19 protein-coding genes are annotated in these 18,739 nt (G+C 61.0%); 9 read left to right on the top strand and 10 right to left on the bottom strand.

All coding sequences use genetic code 11. From position 1 onward, the window contains the following. Positions 1-45 precede the first annotated feature (45 nt). On the bottom strand, positions 46-399 hold the full coding sequence (locus I5L03_RS02835; RefSeq protein ID WP_197920173.1) for a DUF3703 domain-containing protein: 354 nt from the start codon (positions 397-399) through the stop codon (positions 46-48). A 40-nt stretch (positions 400-439) separates the two neighbouring features. Next, the gene (glpX, locus tag I5L03_RS02830; protein WP_197920172.1) at positions 440-1,432 is read right to left on the bottom strand and encodes a class II fructose-bisphosphatase; all 993 of its coding nucleotides are present in this window, start codon (positions 1,430-1,432) and stop codon (positions 440-442) included. Between the two features lie 55 nt (positions 1,433-1,487). Here glpX and I5L03_RS02825 point away from each other — a divergent pair, with 55 nt between their 5' ends. Beyond that, positions 1,488-1,973: a hypothetical protein gene (locus I5L03_RS02825; RefSeq protein ID WP_197920171.1), complete on the top strand. Its 486-nt coding sequence runs from the start codon at positions 1,488-1,490 to the stop codon at positions 1,971-1,973. Here the strand turns inward: I5L03_RS02825 and I5L03_RS02820 are convergent. Next, positions 1,970-3,277, bottom strand: coding sequence for a homoserine dehydrogenase (locus I5L03_RS02820; protein ID WP_197920170.1), 1,308 nt, complete (start codon positions 3,275-3,277; stop codon positions 1,970-1,972). The genes I5L03_RS02825 and I5L03_RS02820 overlap by 4 nt on opposite strands. A gap of 120 nt (positions 3,278-3,397) precedes the next feature. Further along, positions 3,398-4,306: a hypothetical protein gene (locus I5L03_RS02815; RefSeq protein WP_197920169.1), complete on the bottom strand. Its 909-nt coding sequence runs from the start codon at positions 4,304-4,306 to the stop codon at positions 3,398-3,400. A gap of 375 nt (positions 4,307-4,681) precedes the next feature. On the opposite strand from I5L03_RS02815, the gene I5L03_RS02810 reads away from it, so the two are divergent. From I5L03_RS02810 to I5L03_RS02785, 6 genes are all read left to right on the top strand, one after another. Beyond that, positions 4,682-5,362: an energy transducer TonB gene (locus I5L03_RS02810; RefSeq protein WP_197920168.1), complete on the top strand. Its 681-nt coding sequence runs from the start codon at positions 4,682-4,684 to the stop codon at positions 5,360-5,362. Positions 5,363-5,401: 39 nt separating this feature from the next. Next, positions 5,402-6,220: a MotA/TolQ/ExbB proton channel family protein gene (locus I5L03_RS02805; protein WP_197920167.1), complete on the top strand. Its 819-nt coding sequence runs from the start codon at positions 5,402-5,404 to the stop codon at positions 6,218-6,220. Between the two features lie 80 nt (positions 6,221-6,300). Beyond that, a complete protein-coding gene (locus tag I5L03_RS02800) occupies positions 6,301-6,837 on the top strand; it encodes an ExbD/TolR family protein (RefSeq protein WP_197920166.1) in 537 nt (178 codons plus the stop codon). Positions 6,838-6,885: 48 nt separating this feature from the next. Then, positions 6,886-7,320, top strand: coding sequence for an ExbD/TolR family protein (locus I5L03_RS02795; protein WP_197920165.1), 435 nt, complete (start codon positions 6,886-6,888; stop codon positions 7,318-7,320). Between the two features lie 187 nt (positions 7,321-7,507). Next, positions 7,508-7,948 (top strand): ExbD/TolR family protein, encoded by a 441-nt coding sequence (locus I5L03_RS02790; RefSeq protein ID WP_197920164.1) that lies wholly within the window; start codon positions 7,508-7,510, stop codon positions 7,946-7,948. Then, positions 7,938-8,522: an ExbD/TolR family protein gene (locus tag I5L03_RS02785; protein ID WP_197920163.1), complete on the top strand. Its 585-nt coding sequence runs from the start codon at positions 7,938-7,940 to the stop codon at positions 8,520-8,522. Before I5L03_RS02790 ends, I5L03_RS02785 begins: the two co-directional genes overlap by 11 nt. On the opposite strand, the gene I5L03_RS02780 is transcribed toward I5L03_RS02785, so the two are convergent. From I5L03_RS02780 to I5L03_RS02755, 6 genes are all read right to left on the bottom strand, one after another. Next, a complete protein-coding gene (locus I5L03_RS02780; RefSeq protein WP_197920162.1) occupies positions 8,519-10,978 on the bottom strand; it encodes a ligase-associated DNA damage response DEXH box helicase in 2,460 nt (819 codons plus the stop codon). The genes I5L03_RS02785 and I5L03_RS02780 overlap by 4 nt on opposite strands. A gap of 179 nt (positions 10,979-11,157) precedes the next feature. Continuing rightward, on the bottom strand, positions 11,158-12,570 hold the full coding sequence (locus I5L03_RS02775) for a hypothetical protein (protein ID WP_197920161.1): 1,413 nt from the start codon (positions 12,568-12,570) through the stop codon (positions 11,158-11,160). 8 nt (positions 12,571-12,578) lie between these two features. Then, positions 12,579-13,442: a DUF2059 domain-containing protein gene (locus tag I5L03_RS02770; RefSeq protein ID WP_197920160.1), complete on the bottom strand. Its 864-nt coding sequence runs from the start codon at positions 13,440-13,442 to the stop codon at positions 12,579-12,581. Positions 13,443-13,453: 11 nt separating this feature from the next. After that, positions 13,454-14,881 (bottom strand): phosphoglucomutase/phosphomannomutase PgmG, encoded by a 1,428-nt coding sequence (gene pgmG, locus I5L03_RS02765; protein WP_197920159.1) that lies wholly within the window; start codon positions 14,879-14,881, stop codon positions 13,454-13,456. Between the two features lie 33 nt (positions 14,882-14,914). After that, complete coding sequence (locus I5L03_RS02760) at positions 14,915-15,199, bottom strand: J domain-containing protein (protein ID WP_197920158.1); 285 nt, start codon at positions 15,197-15,199, stop codon at positions 14,915-14,917. Position 15,200: 1 nt separating this feature from the next. Beyond that, positions 15,201-16,037 (bottom strand): division plane positioning ATPase MipZ, encoded by an 837-nt coding sequence (locus tag I5L03_RS02755; protein WP_325100052.1) that lies wholly within the window; start codon positions 16,035-16,037, stop codon positions 15,201-15,203. A gap of 70 nt (positions 16,038-16,107) precedes the next feature. On the opposite strand from I5L03_RS02755, the gene panC reads away from it, so the two are divergent. Next, positions 16,108-16,956: a pantoate--beta-alanine ligase gene (gene panC, locus I5L03_RS02750; protein WP_197920156.1), complete on the top strand. Its 849-nt coding sequence runs from the start codon at positions 16,108-16,110 to the stop codon at positions 16,954-16,956. A gap of 2 nt (positions 16,957-16,958) precedes the next feature. Next, entirely contained in the window at positions 16,959-18,440 is a 1,482-nt protein-coding gene (locus tag I5L03_RS02745) for a DUF4403 family protein (protein WP_197920155.1), read from the top strand. The last annotated feature ends 299 nt before the right edge of the window (positions 18,441-18,739 follow it).

Here is an 18,739-nt window from a genome sequence, read left to right as displayed (position 1 = left end):
GAGTCATGGAAACGCAACAGAGGGGGAAATCAGGTTGTCCTCAGATCAGAGGCGACAGGAAGCGATAATGGCGGCAAGATCGTCCGGGATCGGCATCGGCTTAATCGGGCTCACATTGCTTCCCCCGGTGTTTCCTGCCGGGATCAAGCCGAATGCCGTTTTGGTCATCGCGCCAATCAGGCGAACAATCTGGCCGGTTCCTTCCCGCCAGTCTCGCTGCTGCCACGCCCATCGCAGCATGGCAAAATGAACAGCCGTATGATCCTTCGTCGAATATTGAGACAGCACATGCGCGCGCTCAAGATGTCGGAAGGACGAAGCTGGCTTGACCTTTCGATGTGCAAGATCCAATTCGAGCCGTACGTGATCGGAAAGCGAAAGACTGTCTGCCTTTTTCATGCCGACAGACTAGCAGAAAAGTTTCAAACCGCAACTTAATTCAAAGTCGGTGCTCGCCCTTGATCCAGCGCACGGTGCCCGAACTTGCGCGCATCACCACGCTTTCGGTCGTCATCACCCGGTCGCCATTGGGTCGACGAAGCCGTTTCACGCCGGAAAGTAGCGATCCTTCGGTAACGCCGGTTGCCGCGAAGATGCAGTCGCCCTTGGCGAGATCTTCCAGCTTATAAACGCGGTCCAGATCTTCGATGCCCCATTTGGCGGCGCGGGCGCGTTCATCATCATTGCGGAAGACGAGGCGACCATTGAATTGGCCGCCAACACAGCGAAGCGCGGCAGCCGCTAGCACACCCTCGGGCGCACCGCCTTGGCCCATATACATGTCGATTGTCGTGTCTTGATCGGTCGTCGCGATCACACCGGCCACATCGCCATCGCCGATCAGCACAACGCCGCAGCCGAGACTTCGCAGCTCTGCAATCAAATCGGCATGTCGGGGGCGATCGAGCACACAGACAATGATGTCCTTCGATTCGACGCCCTTAGCGGCCGCAACGGCTTCGACATTCTCGGTCACGCTTTTGTCGAGGCTAATCACATCGGCAGGGTAACCCGGTCCAACAGCAATTTTATCCATATAGACATCAGGCGCGTTGAGCAGGCAGCCTTCCTCAGCCGCAGCGAGCACGGCGAGCGCATTCGGACCCGCCTTGGCAGTAATGGTCGTGCCTTCCAGGGGATCGAGCGCGATGTCGATCTTCGGCCCCTTGCCCGGCGCGCCGCCGACTTTCTCACCGATATAGAGCATGGGCGCTTCATCACGCTCTCCTTCACCGATAACGACGGTGCCATCCATATAGAGAGTATCGAAGGCGCGGCGCATGGCCTCCACCGCCGCAGCGTCAGCGGCTTTCTCGTCCCCGCGCCCTATCAGATCGGATGCGGCAATCGCGGCGCTTTCGGTGACCCGCACCATCTCCAGCACCAATACCCGATCAAGCACGCTCTGCTCTTTTAAACCCGTCGAATTCATCGGTAATTCAGCCTCCAACGCCTCTGTTGCGGCTCGCTTAGCAGGAGGGTCGCGGATGTCGAGGCTATTGGTCGCAATGTGCGCCGCGAGTGCTGTAATTCCGGTCTCTGCGGCATCGCAGGAGGTCTACGGCCCCGCAGTTGAGACCGAAGTCGATCAAGAGGTGCCCCTTACGATCGTCGAAGAAAGGCCGTGTGAGACCGAGGCGACTGAGGAGGGCGTGATCCTCGTCTGCCGCCAGCTCGATGAGACCGAACGCTATCGCTCGCCCATTCCCCGCGAAGTCCAATCGGACCGCACCGTCATTCCCGGGCTGACCGACCCGCCATGCTGGGTGACTAATCCCGGCGCGGTTGGCACGTCTGCATGTATCCGCGTCGGTTACGCGCCCGAACCTGCCTACATGCTCGATTTTTCCACCCTGCCGGAGCCGTTAGCCAGCGACCAAGTGGAATTGGTCACCGAAGTAGAAAACGCAGCGCCGAGCGCTGAGCAGCTATCGGGAGAGCGCGTCCCGATCGACTTGTCCGAGGATGATTAGCGCAGGAGCCGCATCACCAGAGGCTCCTCGACAAGGCTTGGCGAGCCCTCGAGCAGCGTCAGTGCCTTGCTTACCGCAGCTTCGGGCGATTCGTGCGTGACCATGCCGATCAGTACAGGGGCGTCATCGCCATCAGGCTGGCCATGCTGAATAAAGCTTTCGATGGAAACTTCAGCATCGCGCATGGCAGCGGTGATCTCCGCCAGGACGCCGGGCTTATCGGCAACAACCATCCGAATGTAGGCGCGATTGCGACGATGCCCCGGATCTGCAGGCGCGGTTTCTTCCAACGCAGATACGGGAATGGAGAATGGTGGCGGCGTACTGCCACGCGCTATGTCGATAAGGTCCGCAACTACCGCGCTCGCCGTCGGGCCATCGCCCGCGCCGGCGCCTTCGAATAGCAGTCGACCCGAGAAATTGCCTTCGCATACTACGGCGTTAGTGGGACCCGACACGCCTGCCAGCGGGTGATCCTTCGCCACCAGATAGGGCGCGACGCGCTGGAACAGCTGGAGCGATTCCTCGCTCCCCGAAACATCCGCGAGACCTATCAGGCGAATGACGTAGCCCAGCGCATCGGCCTGCGCGATATCGGCGGCGCGAATGCGGCTGATCCCGCTCGTATCGACTGAAGCGAAATCCAGCCGCGTGCCAAACCCCAGTGCCGCGAGGATCGAGAGTTTGTGCGCCGCATCCACGCCTTCGATATCGAACGTCGGGTCGGCCTCCGCATAGCCCAGCGCCTGCGCTTCGGCGAGAACATCGGCAAAGTCGCGCCCCGTGCTTTCCATTTCGGAGAGGATGTAATTGCAGGTGCCGTTTAGGATGCCGTAAATGCGCTCGATGCGGTTCGCCGCTGCGCCCTCGCCAAGGCCCTTGATGGCCGGGATGCCTCCAGCGACAGCAGCTTCATAACGCAAGGCAGCGCCGCTTTGCTCGGCCAGCTGCGCCAGTTCCAGCCCGTGATGCGCGACCATCGCCTTATTGGCGGTGACGAGGCTCTTGCCGTTCTCCAGCGCCTTGCGCGCAAGGGCGAGAGCCGGACCGTCCGATCCGCCGACCAGTTCTACCACGACATCCACATCGCCGCGCGCGGCAAAGGCAGTCATGTCGTCTTCCCAATCATAGGCGGACAGATCGACGCCCCGGTCTTTGGCGCGGTCCCTTGCAGATACCGCGACGACCTCGATCGTCCGGCCCGCGCGCTTCGCAATCAACGAGCCATTCTCCTCGAGCAGACGAACGACACCTGCACCCACCGTGCCAACCCCTGCCAATGCGATACGCAAATTGTCTGCCATGATCCCCCCGTCTTGCCCTGCGGTGTTAGATACCGATGCGCGTTACGAATGCAGTCAGTCGGGGGCAAGCGAGATGGGCTTCGCTTTCGTCAACGAAAACTTCGTCCGAGATGAAGGCGCTCAGCTATATCGGCGTTCGCAAGGCCCCAGCTGCTCGCGAACGAACGCGTAATCTTCCCGGGCACGGCGGCGCGATTCCGCATCATCTTGCAGGAATGTGTCATCTGACAGCGATTCGGGCAGGGAGCATGCAAAGCGGAACCAGGCGAGTGTTTCAGGCTCTGGCGGGCGAGCCGATACGTCCACAATCTCACCCAGCGACACGCCCCATTCAGGTGCCTGGCCCGGACGGCGAATGACGGTGAGCGAAACGGGCGCGCCCGTAGTCGTCTCAACAAACATCTGCGTTTCCGATTCACCCGCCAGGTTCCCCGGCACCGAAATCACATCGCGCACGCCTGTGATAGGTGGCGTCGCATCGGCTGCGGCGAGCTGTCGCAACACACGGCGCACCCTTTCCTGCAGTACAGGTCCGGAAGGAAACATCGCGCGAGACGATATGAGCTGCACGGCATTAGGTTGCGTCGTCGACATGTCGGCAAAGATCACGAAGCTGCGATTGTCCCAATCGGGCGCATCACCATCGGCATCGCGATCGGTCTCGGTGACGAAAATGAGCGATTCGCCAACGCCGCGCGGCGCGGTGAGGAGGTTCTGCGTGAGCGATTCTATATAAAGGCGCACGCGTTCCGGCCGAACATCGGGCGCGCGCTCCTGCGAGAACGCAATCGCCTCATCGATCTGCACGGTCGCAACCAATTCCGCTTCCAGCGCATAGGTCACGAGATCGGCGTAGGTGGGATCCTCTCCCTGCCCGAGCTCCACAACCATTGCCTCGTCGCGGTCCTGCGAGAGGGCGGGAAGCGAAGGCAATGCAGTCGAACAGGCGGCAAGCGCGCTCGCTGCCAGCATCGCAAAACTCAGTCGGAAAGGGGGCCGAGCCGTGGAACGAAGAAATTTAATGCTCATGCGAATCTCTCTCAACTGATTGACTGCTGAATGCAATGGCCGGAGCATGCAGAGACATGTTCAACGCGTCTGCACACCCGCCGCCCGAATGGACTTTTGCTTGTGCCTCAAAGGGAAACTGCGCTTAATCGTGACTTAATCGGAAAAGCATTTGCTCAGACCCTTCGGTCCGGTTAAGACGCGCCCCGAAAGGCCCCCGGGATAACAAAAATAATCCGGATGTGGCCAATCGGGCACTAATCTTTCATTGCTTGGTTGGTCTTGCAGGACAGAAAATGGGCTGGACAACAATCCGCCACGGCTGGCAAGGTGGGAATCTTAACGGTCGAGTAGCCGGGCTTAGCCCCGGTGCAATTAATGGAGTGAAGGGACTGGATGGCTTACGCTGACCAAGAAATGAGCGGTAATCGCATCATCGCGGTTATTATCGTTGCCCTTATTCACATCGGTCTTGGCTATATGCTGGTGACCGGTCTTGCCTATTCAGCTTTCAAGGAAGCTGTCGAACGCGTGACCACCGTGGATATTGACGACCCGCCGCCACCGCCACCTGAGGAAGAACCGCCGCCACCGCCGCCGGAGCAGGAAGTTGCTCCGCCGCCACCGGTCGCGCCCCCGCCGCCGATCAATGTCGCGCCAAACCCGCCGCCTGTGCGGGTCCAGCCGAACATTCCGCCGCCGGCACCCATCAGCCGCGTTGTGCCGCCACCGGCTCCTGCTGCGCCGCCGGCACCGCCGCCTGCACCGCCGCCTGCGCCTAACCTGTCGCGTGATGCATCGCCAGACAATCAGCGTCGTTGGGCCAGCCGCATTCAGGAAGCCTATCCTTCGCGTGCCATTCGTCGCGAAATCGAAGGACAGGTCCGCGTGAGTGTGACTATTAATTCTGAAGGACGCGTATCTGGATGCACACCTTCCGGTTCTGCTGACGATATTCTGAAAGAAGCGGCTTGCGACGGTATGCGCAGGTATGCCCGGTTTAACCCAGCCCTCGATCGTAGTGGCAACCCGACATCGGGCAGCTTCTCGACCACAATCGTGTACCGGCTCAACTAAAACTCATTATTTAAATTCTCTTAGAAGAGGACATTTAGCATGCTTATCGATTTTCTGGCCGCGGCCAACGATGCTGCCCCGGCGACCCAGTTTGGTTTCTGGGAAGCAATGGAAGAAGGCGGCCCGGTCGCCTGGTTTATCCTTGGCGTGATGATCATCATGTCGGTCGGTTCATTCTACATCCTGATCACCAAATATTTCGAACAGAACAAGGTGATGAAGGAATATCGCTCCAACCGCGCAGCATTCTGGCGCGCCGGTTCGCTGAAGGACGGCGCCACCAAATTCGACAAGAACAGCGCATGGCGCCAGCTGGTCGATGACGGCATCCGTGCCGGTCAGGAATCCGACAAGATGACGGATAGCCTCGAATCGCACGATTGGCTCCACGGCACGCTCGCTCGTTCGGAAGCGTCCATCAATGCCAAGCTTGCTGGCGGCCTGCCGTTCCTCGCTACCGTGGGTGCAACCGCTCCCTTCGTCGGCCTGCTCGGTACCGTGATCGGTATCTATCGCGCGCTGATCAAGATCGGTGCAACCGGTTCGGCTTCGATCGACCAGGTCGCGGGCCCGGTGGGTGAAGCCCTGATCATGACCGCCATCGGCCTGATGGTCGCTGTGCCGGCTGTGTTCGCATACAACTACCTGCAGTCGCGCAACCGCAAGATCGCATCGATGCTTTCCGGCTTCTCGACCGATCTGCAGGCGAACATCACTTCGGACGGTGCCGTTAAGCCGACTTTGGCTACTGCCCCGAACAAGTCGACTGCCAAGGCCGCACCGGCAAAGGCCGCTCCGGCTGCCAAGACCCCGGCTGCCGGCACCACCGCAGGCGCGATGCCGAAGCCGAAGAGCTAAGCTAGACTGTATGAATTGGCGGGCATCGTCGCATGCTGATGCCCGCCGCTTCCTCACTTACGTGAAATAGGAAAAGACACATGGCAATTCAGTTGGGCGGCGAAGAGACACCGATGTCCGACATCAACACGACGCCGCTCGTCGACGTCATGTTGGTGCTTCTGATCATCTTCTTGATCGCAGTTCCAGTGGCCATCCAGACGGTTGAAGAACTTCGGATCCCGATCATCGAAACGCAAGAGTCGGATGACAAGGTCGAAAACCTGCTGATTACCGTGACCACAACGGATGCACAGGGCCGTACGCCCGACACCATCCGCAGCGGCTTCACCGGTGCCACGCGCGACGGGGAATGCCGCGTGTTCCTGAACAACACGACGCTTGTCGATTCGACCGAGCTTTACGATCGTGCATTCGAACGCCTCGATGCCATCGTTCAGCGCGCAGGTGGTCCGGAAGCTATCATGGCCGATCCGGAACTGATCCCGCAGGTGCACATCCGCGGTGACGTGAATGCGCCATGGCGCTGCGTTGCAGGAACGATTTTCAATGTGCAGGCAGCCGGTTATCCCACCGTCGCCTTCATCTCGAACCCGGTCGATCCCGAAGGGCCATAATCGCCTTCGCCGACCGCTTTCGAAAGAGTAATTTAGGAGTACGCAATCATGGCAATGTCAGGTGGCAGTGATGATGGCTCACCGATGATGGAAATGAACATGACGCCGTTGATCGACGTCCTGCTCGTTCTCCTCATCATGTTCATCATCACCATCCCCGTGGCGACGCACGCCGTTAATATCGACCTGCCTTCTCCGGTGAACAATCCGGACACGCCTGATGTCGAACCGATCAAGAATAAAATCGTTCTGACGCAGGACGGCCAGATCCTCTGGAACGCGCAGCCGATCAGCCAGGGCGAGCTCGTTGGCAATCTGCAAGAGTCGCTCGGCTTCGCGGTGGAGCCGGAACTGCAGTTCGAACCCGAGCCCCTCGCCAGCTATGAGCTTGCGGCAGAGGTGCTGTCGATCATCAAATCGTCAGGCGTCACCAAGTTCGGCTTCGTCGGAAATGAGCGGTATCGCCAATTCTCTGCCGAATAGACGGAAGACCAAAGAAACACGAAAGGGCGGCTTCGGTCGCCCTTTTTTGTGTCCGCTCTCGGTCGGTCCGTTCTCACCAGCATTTCACGATCGCGCAGGTTTTCACGACCGTTAAACGGCCCGATCTTTGACTTGGCGTGATCAATGTGATGTTATGTTACCTCTTCAAGCGAAGAGGAGAATGATTATGGCAATCAAGTCGAGGCTATTGGAACGCCGTTACGCAACCCACGCCCAGCCGATGAGCGAGCTCAATATCACGCCCCTGATTGATGTCCTGCTGGTCCTCCTCGTCATGCTCATCCTCTCCATCCCCATCGCCACCAATTCGATCGAGATCGACCTACCCAATGGCCGCGAAGTCGGGCCAGAGAGCCAGCAGATCGCATTGGTAGTGACCGAAGGCGGCGCAGTCCTGTGGGATGGTGAGCCGGTAGATCGCCCCACCCTCGAAGCGCGCCTCGCCCTCGCAGCGACTGCCGAGGATGCTCCTGTCATCCGCTTCGAGCCTGAGGCCAATGCCAGCTATAATGACAGCGTGCAGGTGATCAATCTGGTGGACGATGCCAATATCAGCAACTTCGCCTTCGCCGGAGCGCACCAATACCGCACCTTCGATGCCGAGTAGGCTCCGGCGCAAGCGCTGGCTTCACCTGCCCCACGACCATGGCGAGCCGCTTAGACAGCCTCGCTATGATGTGGTGGCGGGGCTGACCGCTCTTTTTGTCGGCATGGTCGTGTGGATAGATGCGTCGCTTAGAACCCACGCGATCACCTTCGATCTCCCCACTACTATGCCATTCGAGTTTGAACGCTTACCGGGCGAAGTGGCCAAGCGTGTCGGCATCAGCGCAGACGGGCGCGTCACCCTCGATGGCCAGACGATGGATCAATGGAGCCTCTATGATGCTCTTCAGGAAGGCATGGGCGAGCCCATCGAGCCACTGGTCATATTCGATCCGCACCCCGATGCGGCCTACGGCGAAGCAGCTTTGGTGCTGGCCGTTATCGAAAAGGCAGGCATCACGAAGTTCTGTTTCGCCAGGCAGGAGGCCCGTGAGACGTTCAGCGACGGCGGCGAAGATCGACTATATTTGCTGCCCGAAACCAACTTAGATCCAGTCGAGCGGATCGTCATGCCACCAATACCGACAATGACCTATTGTCCAGATGACCTTATCGAGTCTCAGTACGACCGCTAATCTCCCAGCCCCTCCGGCAGCCCCTCAACTCGCATCGCCGCGCCGGCAAGCGTTTCCGCCTCCAGCAGCAGCTCGTCATCCGCACCGCCTTGCGGCACGGCTTCGCGGCCGATCATCACCATCACCGGCACGGCGAGCGGGCTGACGCGGTCGAGCTCCACGAATTCCAGCCGCTCGGCTGCCGTATCGAGCAGGTCTCCAAGCCGACCGATATCGGTCATCTTTTCGCGCGCGTCGGCCCACGCGGCCTCGATCAGCACATGGTCGGGCTCGTACTTGCGCAGCACGTCGTAGATGAGATCGGTGCTGAATGTGACCTGCCGTCCGCTCTTCTTCTTGCCGGGATGCTGGCGCTCCACCAATCCGCCGATAACCGCAACCTCGCGGAAGGCGCGGCGCAGGAGGTGGCTGTCCTGCACCCAGTCGATGAACTCGTCAGTCAGGATGTCGGGCGAGAGCAGAGGGCGCGGATCCTCCACCGGCTTCAGGCTCCAGACTGCCAGCGAGTAGTCATTCGCCACGAACCCGCCCGGCATCATCCCCAGCGCCTCCATGCGCGAAGTGATAAGCATGCCGAGCGACTGGTTCGCGTTCCAGCCGGTAAAGGTGTAGTAGACCGTGTAATGCTTACCCCCATGCGGGAAGCTTTCGACTAGTAGATTGTCGGGCCCCGGCAGCTGGCTGCGCCAATCCTGCACTTCCAGCCATTCTCGCACATCATCGGGAAAGCGCGCCCAGCCCGCGCGATCGGTCAGCAGTCCGCGCACCCGGTCCGCCAGATGAGTGGTCAGCGGCAGGCGCAGGCCGCCATAGCTGGGGATCATCGCCGACTTCTTGCTGGCGCGCACGATCAGCTCCATATCCTTGAGCTGCTCGACTTCGACATTCACGCCGGCAAACTGGAACGTGTCGCCGGTCCGCAGCGAGGCGGCAAAACGTTCCTCCACCCTGCCGAGCGATCGGCCATTGCGGAAGCGCACTTCCAACATTTCGGCATCGATGATGATCCCTGCATTCATGCGGTGCTGATAGGCGCGTTCGGGATGGGTGAGCCGCCATACGCCGTCCTTATCGCGCGTGATCCGCTTGAACTTGTCGTAAGCCCGCAGCGCGTAACCACCGGTCGCGACGAATTGCAGCACGCGCTCCCAAGTCGGCTTGTCGATCTGGGCGTAGGGAAGGCAGCTGGTCACTTCAGCGAGGAGCGCATCCTCGTGGAACGGCCCGGCACAGGCGCAGCCCATCACATGCTGGGCGAGCACGTCGAGACCGCCCGGGCGGAAGTCCTCACCATCGCGCTTACCCTCCTCCACCGCTTCGAGCGCGGCGGTCGCCTCGAGAAACTCGAAGCGATTGCCCGGCACCAGTAGCGCGCGGCTTGGCGTGTCGAGCCTGTGACCCGCGCGCCCGATGCGCTGCAACAGGCGCGATGAGCCCTTGGGCGCACCCATTTGGACGACTAGGTCGATATCGCCCCAATCGACGCCCAGATCGAGGGAAGCGGTGCACACCAGCGCCCGCAGCTTCCCCTCCGCCATCGCCGCTTCCACCTTGCGCCGCGCCTCTTTGGAGAGCGAGCCGTGGTGGATGCCGATAGGCAGATTGTCCTCATTCGCATCCCACAGATGCTGGAAGATGTACTCGGCCAGGAAGCGAGTGTTGGTGAAGACCAGCGTGGTGCGATTGTCGCGTATGCGCTGGTAGAGCTGCGCGATGGACCATGTCGCGGCGTGCCCACCCCAAGGCACACGCTCTTCATCGGGCAGCAGGATCTCGACTTCAGGTTCGGCCCCGCTTTCCCCCTCGACCAGCTCGACGCTGTCGACATCGCCATCGGGCGCGATCCAGTCGCGAAAGGCATCGGGATCGGCGACCGTGGCAGAGAGCGCCGCGCGCTGCATATCGGGCGCGATGGCCTGCAATCGCGTGAGTGCGAGGGCAAGCAAGTCACCGCGCTTTTGCGTCGCAAAGGCATGCACCTCGTCCACCACGACGCGCTTCAGGCCCTTGAACAGCTCGAAGCTGTCTTCGTAGCTGAGGAGCAGAGAGAGGCTTTCGGGCGTCGTCAGCAACACATGCGGCGGCTTGCTGCGCTGGCGGCGCTTCTTGTCGGAAGAGGTATCGCCGCTGCGCGTTTCGATGCGCAGCCCCAGCTCCATCTCCTCCACCGGCGTGATCAGGTTGCGCTGCACATCGTGCGCCAGGGCTTTAAGCGGCGACACATAGAGCGTGTGCAGCCCTTCCGGCGGCCTGGCGCCATCCAACCGTGACGGCGTGAAGTCAGCCAAAGTCGGCAGGAAGCCTGCCAGCGTCTTGCCCGCACCCGTATCCGCGACAAGCATCGCGTGTTTTCCGCTGTCAGCGGCCGCCAGCATCTCCGCCTGATGTCGCCGCACGCGCCAGCCCCGCCCGGCGAACCACGATTCGATCTCTGGCGGGACGCCTGCGCCGCTCATTCGGCAACCCTTGTTGCGGCAGGGTGTGACAGGTGTGACAGTGTCCAGGAGAGAAAAATATCGCCCGCAATTCTCCCGCGATCACAAAGTGTTAGAGGAGAAGAGAGAATGCAGGTCATTTGTGCCTTGTTTCAGAAGATTGCGATGTAGGAAATGGTGCCTCCACCCCCTTCCTGCAACTACAGCGCGGCAAACTGCGCTGGCGTCACGTCATTGCGGCGTTCAAGCATCGCCTCATGCAGAGCGATCGCAGTGCGGCAGGTGTTTTCGGATTGGCCATTCGCATGCGCGGCCCGGATGAAACGCAGTTCCAACCCGGTGCGCTCCGCCGCAGCCTCGAAAGCCCAATCGGGGATTGTTCCTGGCGCAACCAATCCTTCCTCTGGAAGAATGGCGAAGAGGCCCGGGGTGAGAGCCAGTTCAGCGGAGAGGCTACGCTCGAACCGCACCCAGTCTGCCCGCATTATCGGCTCGCCTCGCAGGAACCTACCGTTCTTAACGTTCCGGCAGGCCTCGTCACCCACCTGCTCCGCCGTCAGCAACCAGGCGAGGCGCAATTCAGCAATGGCGGCAGCCTGATCTGGGCTGACACGCGGGCGCACGGCGAGCATTTCATCGCGCATCATGTTCATGGCCGCTTCGATCTGCCCATCACGCCCCTGCAATTGCGTCGCCAGCCAGTTTGCAAGCGCCGGATTGGCAGCGGCCACGGTTTGGAAAGTCGCGTCCCCGCCGAACAGCTCCTGCTCTGCCTGCCTGAATGCCGCTTGTTCGTTGTCGCTCTCCGCAGCAGGCGGGAGAACTTGCATTGGCGGCTCGTCCGCTACCGGCGTAAAAGGCTCGTCCTCATCTGTGCCCCCGCCAGAGCACATCGACAGAAGGAGCAAAAAACCGCCAAGCCACCACACGCCGTATTTATTCAGCGAGTAGCGGCGAATGGTGGCGTTGATGCCGCTTTGCTGCCCCTCGCTTGTGTCGACAAAAGGCGCGATATCCTCGTCACGCCAATAGCCAGGCTGGTCTGATGGCAGGCTTGCCGGGCGATGCATGAGAAAGGCGCCATCCTGATCGAAATGATCGAGATAATCGGTCGGATCGGCGTAGCGTCCACCCGGCTCGTAGACTTCCGCTTCCTCCGCGTGATTGATTGTCGGCTTGGGGGCCGGGATGGTTTCGCGCTCAAGCGGCGCGCCGCGAGCCGATGCCCCGCTCAGATATTCCTGCAGAGGTGACAGGGTCTCAGGATCCGCGCCAGGCTCAAGCTCGGGCTCGGGCTCAGGCTCAGGCTCATGCTCCGGCTCAGGTTCGGGTTCGGGCTCGGGTTCGGGTTCGGGTTCGGCGGGTGGCTCCGGCGCTGGAGCAGTCGTGTGAACTGGCGGCTCGCCTCCACGCGTAGCTTCGCGCTGCATCTCTGCGGCAAGAAACAAAGCCTTGCCCTTGGCAGCAGTCAGATCGGCGAATGCCGAGATTGACGCGCTGCCATCAAGCTGCGCGCGCGCCAGCTCATAGGCTGCCTCGATCGCCGCTCGATCAGCTGTCGGAGCAATGCCGAGCGCGATCCAAGGCCATTGCGAGGCATCTTCTGCGCTCACGATCGCGGCTACTCGCTTGCTTCACCCGTTGCTTCTTCATTGGCTATCGCAGCATCGTATGCCTCGCGCGCTTCCATCATGTCTTGTAGCCGCGCCTCGCTCACTCCTAGCAAGGCAGCGAGATGACCTCGGTCGCGTTCTGAAAGCTCTGCATGGATCGGCCGCGCGGGAAGCTCTGCGCGCAGGCGCTCCATTACGGCATACTCCACACTCATTTCTTCCTCATCAAACCAAGGAGATGTCATCATGGCATTGTAAACCCGCGGATCGGAAGACATGGACATCGCTTCGCGCGCCAACACCAGCCCCGCTTCGGTACCAAAGAAGGCTTCGATTTCGCGCAGCTGATCTTCGGTAAAACGCATGGCGTAGATTTCTATCATCGCCTGACGCATGGCCGGTTCTGTAGCGGCGCGCATCCGCTCCATATAGCTGACCATAGCCGTACGCTCGGCTTCCTGGCGCGCGCGCCAATGCGGGTCCAGGATTGCCAGTGCACGCTCGGCCTTCGAAGGTGGCAGTTCCTCGTTGTAGTAGCCGAATGAAAGCGCCTCGTTAATCGCGTTCATGGGGCTGATCTCGCCATAATCCTCGGGATCTACTTCCCCGAAAAGATTTTCGAAAACGCCGCCTGTGAGACTGGCCATGCCGTTCTCGGCAATCAGAAGTTCCACAACGCGGGTGGCGGAGGGAATACGCGCCATCTGCTCGGGAGTCATCACTTCCATGGGGAATGCCATGGCGTCTGCGTCGGCCCAATCCATGTCCGCTGCGTTTCCAGCGGCATCCTCCATGGCGTCCTGCGCGGCAGCAGGCGCGCAGATACACGCCAGCGCCAGAGCAGCACCCGCAGAAAGTAGTCCATTTGCCATGATCTTGCCCTCTAGTGCCCCACGCTTTCGCCGCGTTCGAGTCCGCTTAGCGCCAATTGTTCGTCGATCTGGCCCATCAGCCGCTCAAGCCCGGCTTCGGTGTCGCTTTCAGCCCGCGCGACGAGAACATCCTGAGTGTTGGACGCGCGCAGCAACCACCAGCCGTCTTCGGTCGTGACACGCACGCCATCGGTGGCGTTGACCTCGACACCTTCGGGCACATCGTCACCGGTCATCCGCGCAGTCACTTCGTCGATCGCGGCGAATTTGCGGCTCTCATCGACCTGGAAGCGCATTTCCGGCGTATTGAGCATCGCGGGCATTTCGCTGCGCAATTGCGTCACCGATTTACCGAGCCGCGCCGATGCCGCGAGCAGGCGCATGCCGGCATACAGCGCATCGTCGAAACCGTAATAATCGTCCGCGAAGAAGACGTGGCCGCTCATCTCGCCTGCCAGCGGAGAAGATGTTTCCTTCATTTTGGATTTAATCAACGAGTGGCCGGTTTTCCACATAAGTGGCTTGCCGCCGTGCTTTTCGACGTGGTCGAACAGCGCGCGGCTGGCCTTCACATCGGCGATAATGGTCGAATTAGGTAGTTTCCCGAGGAGGTCCTCGGCGTAAATCATCAGTAGTTGATCACCCCAGATAACGCGGCCTTCGCCGTCGATCGCGCCGATCCGGTCGCCATCGCCGTCAAAGGCAATTCCGAAGTCGCAGGACTTCTCGGCAACCACGACTTTCAGGTCCGCAAGGTTCGCCTCGACAGTGGGGTCAGGATGATGATTGGGAAAGTTTCCGTCGACGTCAGTGAACAGCAGGTGATGCGTGCCCGGCAGCTTGGCGGCGAGCTTCTCCAAAGCCGGTCCGGCGGCGCCATTGCCCGCGTCCCAGGCGACGGTGAGGCCTTCGAGCGCGGCAGTGTCGATACCGGCAAGCGCGCCGAGCATATTGTCGACATACTCATCGAGGATCTCGACTTTCTCGACCCTTCCTGCGCCATCGACCCAATCGCCGGCAGCAGCCATTTCGCCGAGCCGCTGGATGTCCGTCCCGAAGAACGGGCGGCCCCGAAATACCATCTTGAAGCCATTGTAATTGGCGGGATTGTGGCTGCCAGTTATCTGAATGCCGCCGTCTGCCTCTTTGGCTGAGGCTTCCGCGTAATAGAGCATTGGCGTTGCGCCCATGCCGATGCAGCGCACGTCGCAGCCACTCGATGTCAGCCCTTCCACCAGCGCGTGTTCGAGGATCGGCGAGCTGACGCGGCCATCATAGCCCACAGCCACCATCGGGCGGCGCGCATCACCAATGTCGCGGACCAGCAGCGTGCCGAAACCGCGGCCGATTGCGCGCGCATCGTCGGGGCCAAGCGTTTCGCCGATAATCCCGCGAATGTCATATTCGCGCAGCGATGTCGGGTGGAAATTGTGAGACATGGATGCAGAACCTTTCGTTGGCTCTGCGGTAGCTTAGCGCACTTCGTGGGGCAACTCATCCAGCAGCAAATCCCGCGCGGCATTCGCTTCATGGACCTGATCGTTGGAGCCGCCGCGATCCGGGTGGACCATGGCGATCAGACGCTTGTGCGCGGCCATGATATCGGCGCGATTGGCCCCAGCTTCGATACCGAGCAGGCGGCGGGCGCGGAAGATCGCCTGATTGCGTGTCGAAATCTTCGGTTGCCACGGCCATCGCCCGACGATCCAGCGATAGGCGAGCAGCCCCACCCCGATAAGGACGATCAGGCGCATCATCTCAGGCGGGCTCTTTTACAGGCTTGGTAACGGGTCGCACCGGCTCGCCCGCTTCAGGCTTTCCCGGCATCGGCAAGCGCAAATTCTGCACAAGATTGCGCAATTCCTGCCGGGCGACGAGATGGCTGGTGCCGAGCTCACCCAGATGGCCCTTGTCTAGCAAGGTCAGCCCGCTCGGAAACAGTTCGCGATATATGACGCGCTCGCTCATGCCCTGCACCGGGCGGAAACCGACTCGCTTGGACAGCTCGGTCAGCGCCTGATCGATACGCCGCTGGTTCCGCGCATCGGCATAGCCGGTGCGGTTGCGCACCACGACCCAGTCCATCTCCCGCTTGTTTTGGTCGATCTGCGCGCGGCTGCGCTTGATCCGCGCTTCCCAGATCAGCTCGGCATAGAAGGACAATTTGCGAACCTTGAACGTCTCGGCATCGACTTGTCCGATCAGGTCGAAATCGACGAAACTGTCATTCATCGGCGTAACCAGCGTATCTGCACTCGCGGCGACATGGCGAGCAAAGGGATCATCGCGCCCGGGCGTGTCGAAGACGATGAAATCCGCGCCCTCGCCGATCCGCGCCGCCTCTTCTTCCAGCGCCTCGATCGTGTCGCCATGGCAGCGATCGAATACCGGCCCCGGCAGCTGCGTATTGCGGCGCTTTTGCGTATCGGCACGGTTCTCGCAATAACGAAAGAAAGTCGCCTGCCGCGTATCGAGATCGAGCGCCGCGACCTTCGCGCCCTGATAGGCGAGCGCCACGGCCACATGGACAGCGGTGGTCGATTTGCCTGTTCCGCCCTTTTCATTGGCAAAGACAATGCGATGGGGGGTAGTCACGTCGGCTCTTTCTCTCATGGCGATGCGCGTCTAGCGTGCGCGTCAAACACTACAGCCAAGGCATGCACCCATGCAAACCGTCACTACAATTGTTAATCTTCGCGAAGCTGTGGATGAATTGCGTGGCTCAGGAAGCGTGGCCTTGGTTCCCACGATGGGGGCGCTGCACGATGGCCACCTGACCCTGATGCGCGAAGCGGCGAAACATGCCGATCACGTCGTCGCCTCGATCTTCGTCAATCCGCGCCAGTTCGGCCCGAATGAGGATCTCGACGCATATCCGCGCCAACTGGCTGAAGATTCTGCAAAACTGGAAGGCGAAGGCGTCGCGCTACTGTGGCACCCGGGCGTGGAGGCGATGTATCCGGACGGATATTCGACGAACATTTCGGTTTCCGGCGTCAGTGCTGGCCTGTGCGGTGCGGATCGTCCCGGACATTTCGACGGGGTTGCGACCGTGGTGTGCAAGCTGTTCAATCAGGTGCGACCGGACATGGCCTTTTTCGGCGAGAAGGACTGGCAGCAACTCGCGGTCATCCGCCGGATGGCACGCGATCTCGACCTGTCCTTCCCGCAGGTCGATGCCATCCACGGCGTGCCCACGGTGCGCGAGGCAGACGGTTTGGCGATGAGCAGTCGTAATGCGTATCTGTCGCCCGAAGAGCGCGAAGCAGCCGCCACTCTGCCGCGCGCAATGAAAGAAGCGATTGCTCGCATTCTCGACGGGCAGGAAGTCACCCCCACCCTCGGCATGCTGGAAGACGAGCTCCTCGGCGCAGGCTTCGCATCCATAGATTATACCGAGCTGCGCGATGCGGACAGCGTCGCACTGCTGGATGAGGACAATGGCAACGCGCGCCTCTTCGTCGCCGCGCGGATCGGCAAGCCGCGGCTGATCGATAATATGGCGGTCGCCTGAGCATGCGGTGGGGCACGATCCTGACTCTGCTCGCAGCCACGCTGCTTGCGGCGTGCAGCAATGATATCGAAGTCGAACCGCCGCCCCGTGTCGAAGACCAGCCGGTGCTCGGCAATCAGACATCGACAATGCAAGTGCCGCTGCAAATCTCGCTCGATGAGGTGCAACGCGCGCTCGAAGCCCGCACTCCGCGCCGTCTGTGGCGAATGAATGAACGGCGCAGCGATTGCATTCCCGCCACCCGCGTCAACCCACTCGGGCTGGGATTCAACGTCACTCCCAATATCGCCTGTACGATCATCGGAGAGGCGAACCGCGGCCGCATCCGCCTGACAGGCAGCGGCAACCGGCTGACCATCCGCGTACCCGTCAATGCCACGCTGCGCGCAGAGGATATCGGCGATATCATCAGCGGTGAGACCGCCGATGCTTCGGCCGATGTTATCATCAATGCGCGCCTTTCGATGACGGACAATTGGGGCATGCGCGCCGATCTCGACCTCGATTATTCGTGGAGCGAGGAGCCGGGCATCGATTTCCTCGGCCAGCGCATCAATTTTACTGAGCGGGTCGATGAAGAGCTCGACACCGTCATTCGCGATATCGAGCGCGAGTTGGAACGCACATTTGCGCGAATCTCTGCACGGCCCCTTGTGGAGGATGCTTGGCAGAAAGGCTTCACCACCGTTTCGCTCAACGCTGAGAATCCACCTGCATGGTTGCGCATCACCCCGCAGCGACTTGGTGTGACCGGTTATGATGTGCAGGGGCGGTCCCTGAGCGTAAATATCGCATTGGAAGCGCGCACCGAGACCATGATCGGCGAGCGGCCCGATCCAGTGCGGCCCGGCCCGCTGCCAGCCATGGCGCGCGACTTTACCGGCGATGGCGTCCTGGTCGCAGTACCCGTGATCGTCGATTACGCGCAGTTGGAGCCGGTGCTGCTGCGCGAGCTGGGCGAATTCGCAGAAGGCGGTATCACCCTGCCGCGGATCGGCGTGGTTGATGCGGCATTCAGCGATGTCGAGATTTACGCCACGCAGGATCGCAGGATCGCTGTCGGCATCAATGCCAGCGTGACACCGCGCGAAGGCGTGGCCGCGCGCTATGGCGAAGCCCAAGGGCAGATCTGGCTGACGGGTGAGCCTTACAATGCAGCGAACAGTGCGGTCATCTCCATCCGCAATCTCACCATCCATGGCGATACCGATCGCAATACAGTGGATTTGCTGATCGCCCTTTTTGCCGATGAACAGGTGCGCAGCAAAATAGAGGCGGCGCTCGTGGGCGACTTTACCCGCGACTATGATCGCATCATCGCCGATGCGCGCGAAGCAGTAAGCGAGCTGCAGACAGATGGCGTGACGCTCAATCTCACGATCGACGAAGTGCGCCACGGCCGTGTCCGGGCGACCGGTGCCGGGCTGTTTTTGCCCGTTGAGGTAGAAGGCAGCGGCAGGCTGAGGGTAACTCTCTCTTCATGATCGGTAAATTCTTAAGCCTCATGCGCCGGCGGTCGCATCCGCTCCCTCAGGCTATCCTCGCCTAAATCCCTCCGCTCCGCTGCGGGGCGGCTGCGGACGCGCGTTCGCGCTTGCGGGCCGATGGCCCGTGCTCCGCGACACTTCCCGGCTGAAGCGCGAGAATCGCTGAGCGCAGCTCAGCGACAGCGAGCAACCGCGAAGCCCGCAGGTGCCGCGCAGCGGGAACGAAGTCCCCGCGAAGCGAACAGCGCCGAGGACGCGGCCACGGATGTGGCCGCACGAGGCAAACAATTTCCGAG

It is taken from the genome of Aurantiacibacter sediminis, assembly GCF_016019885.1.
GTDB lineage: Bacteria > Pseudomonadota > Alphaproteobacteria > Sphingomonadales > Sphingomonadaceae > Alteraurantiacibacter > Alteraurantiacibacter sediminis.
The sequence above is the reverse complement of the archived record's forward strand: the minus strand, read 5'-3'. Positions and strand labels throughout refer to the sequence as shown.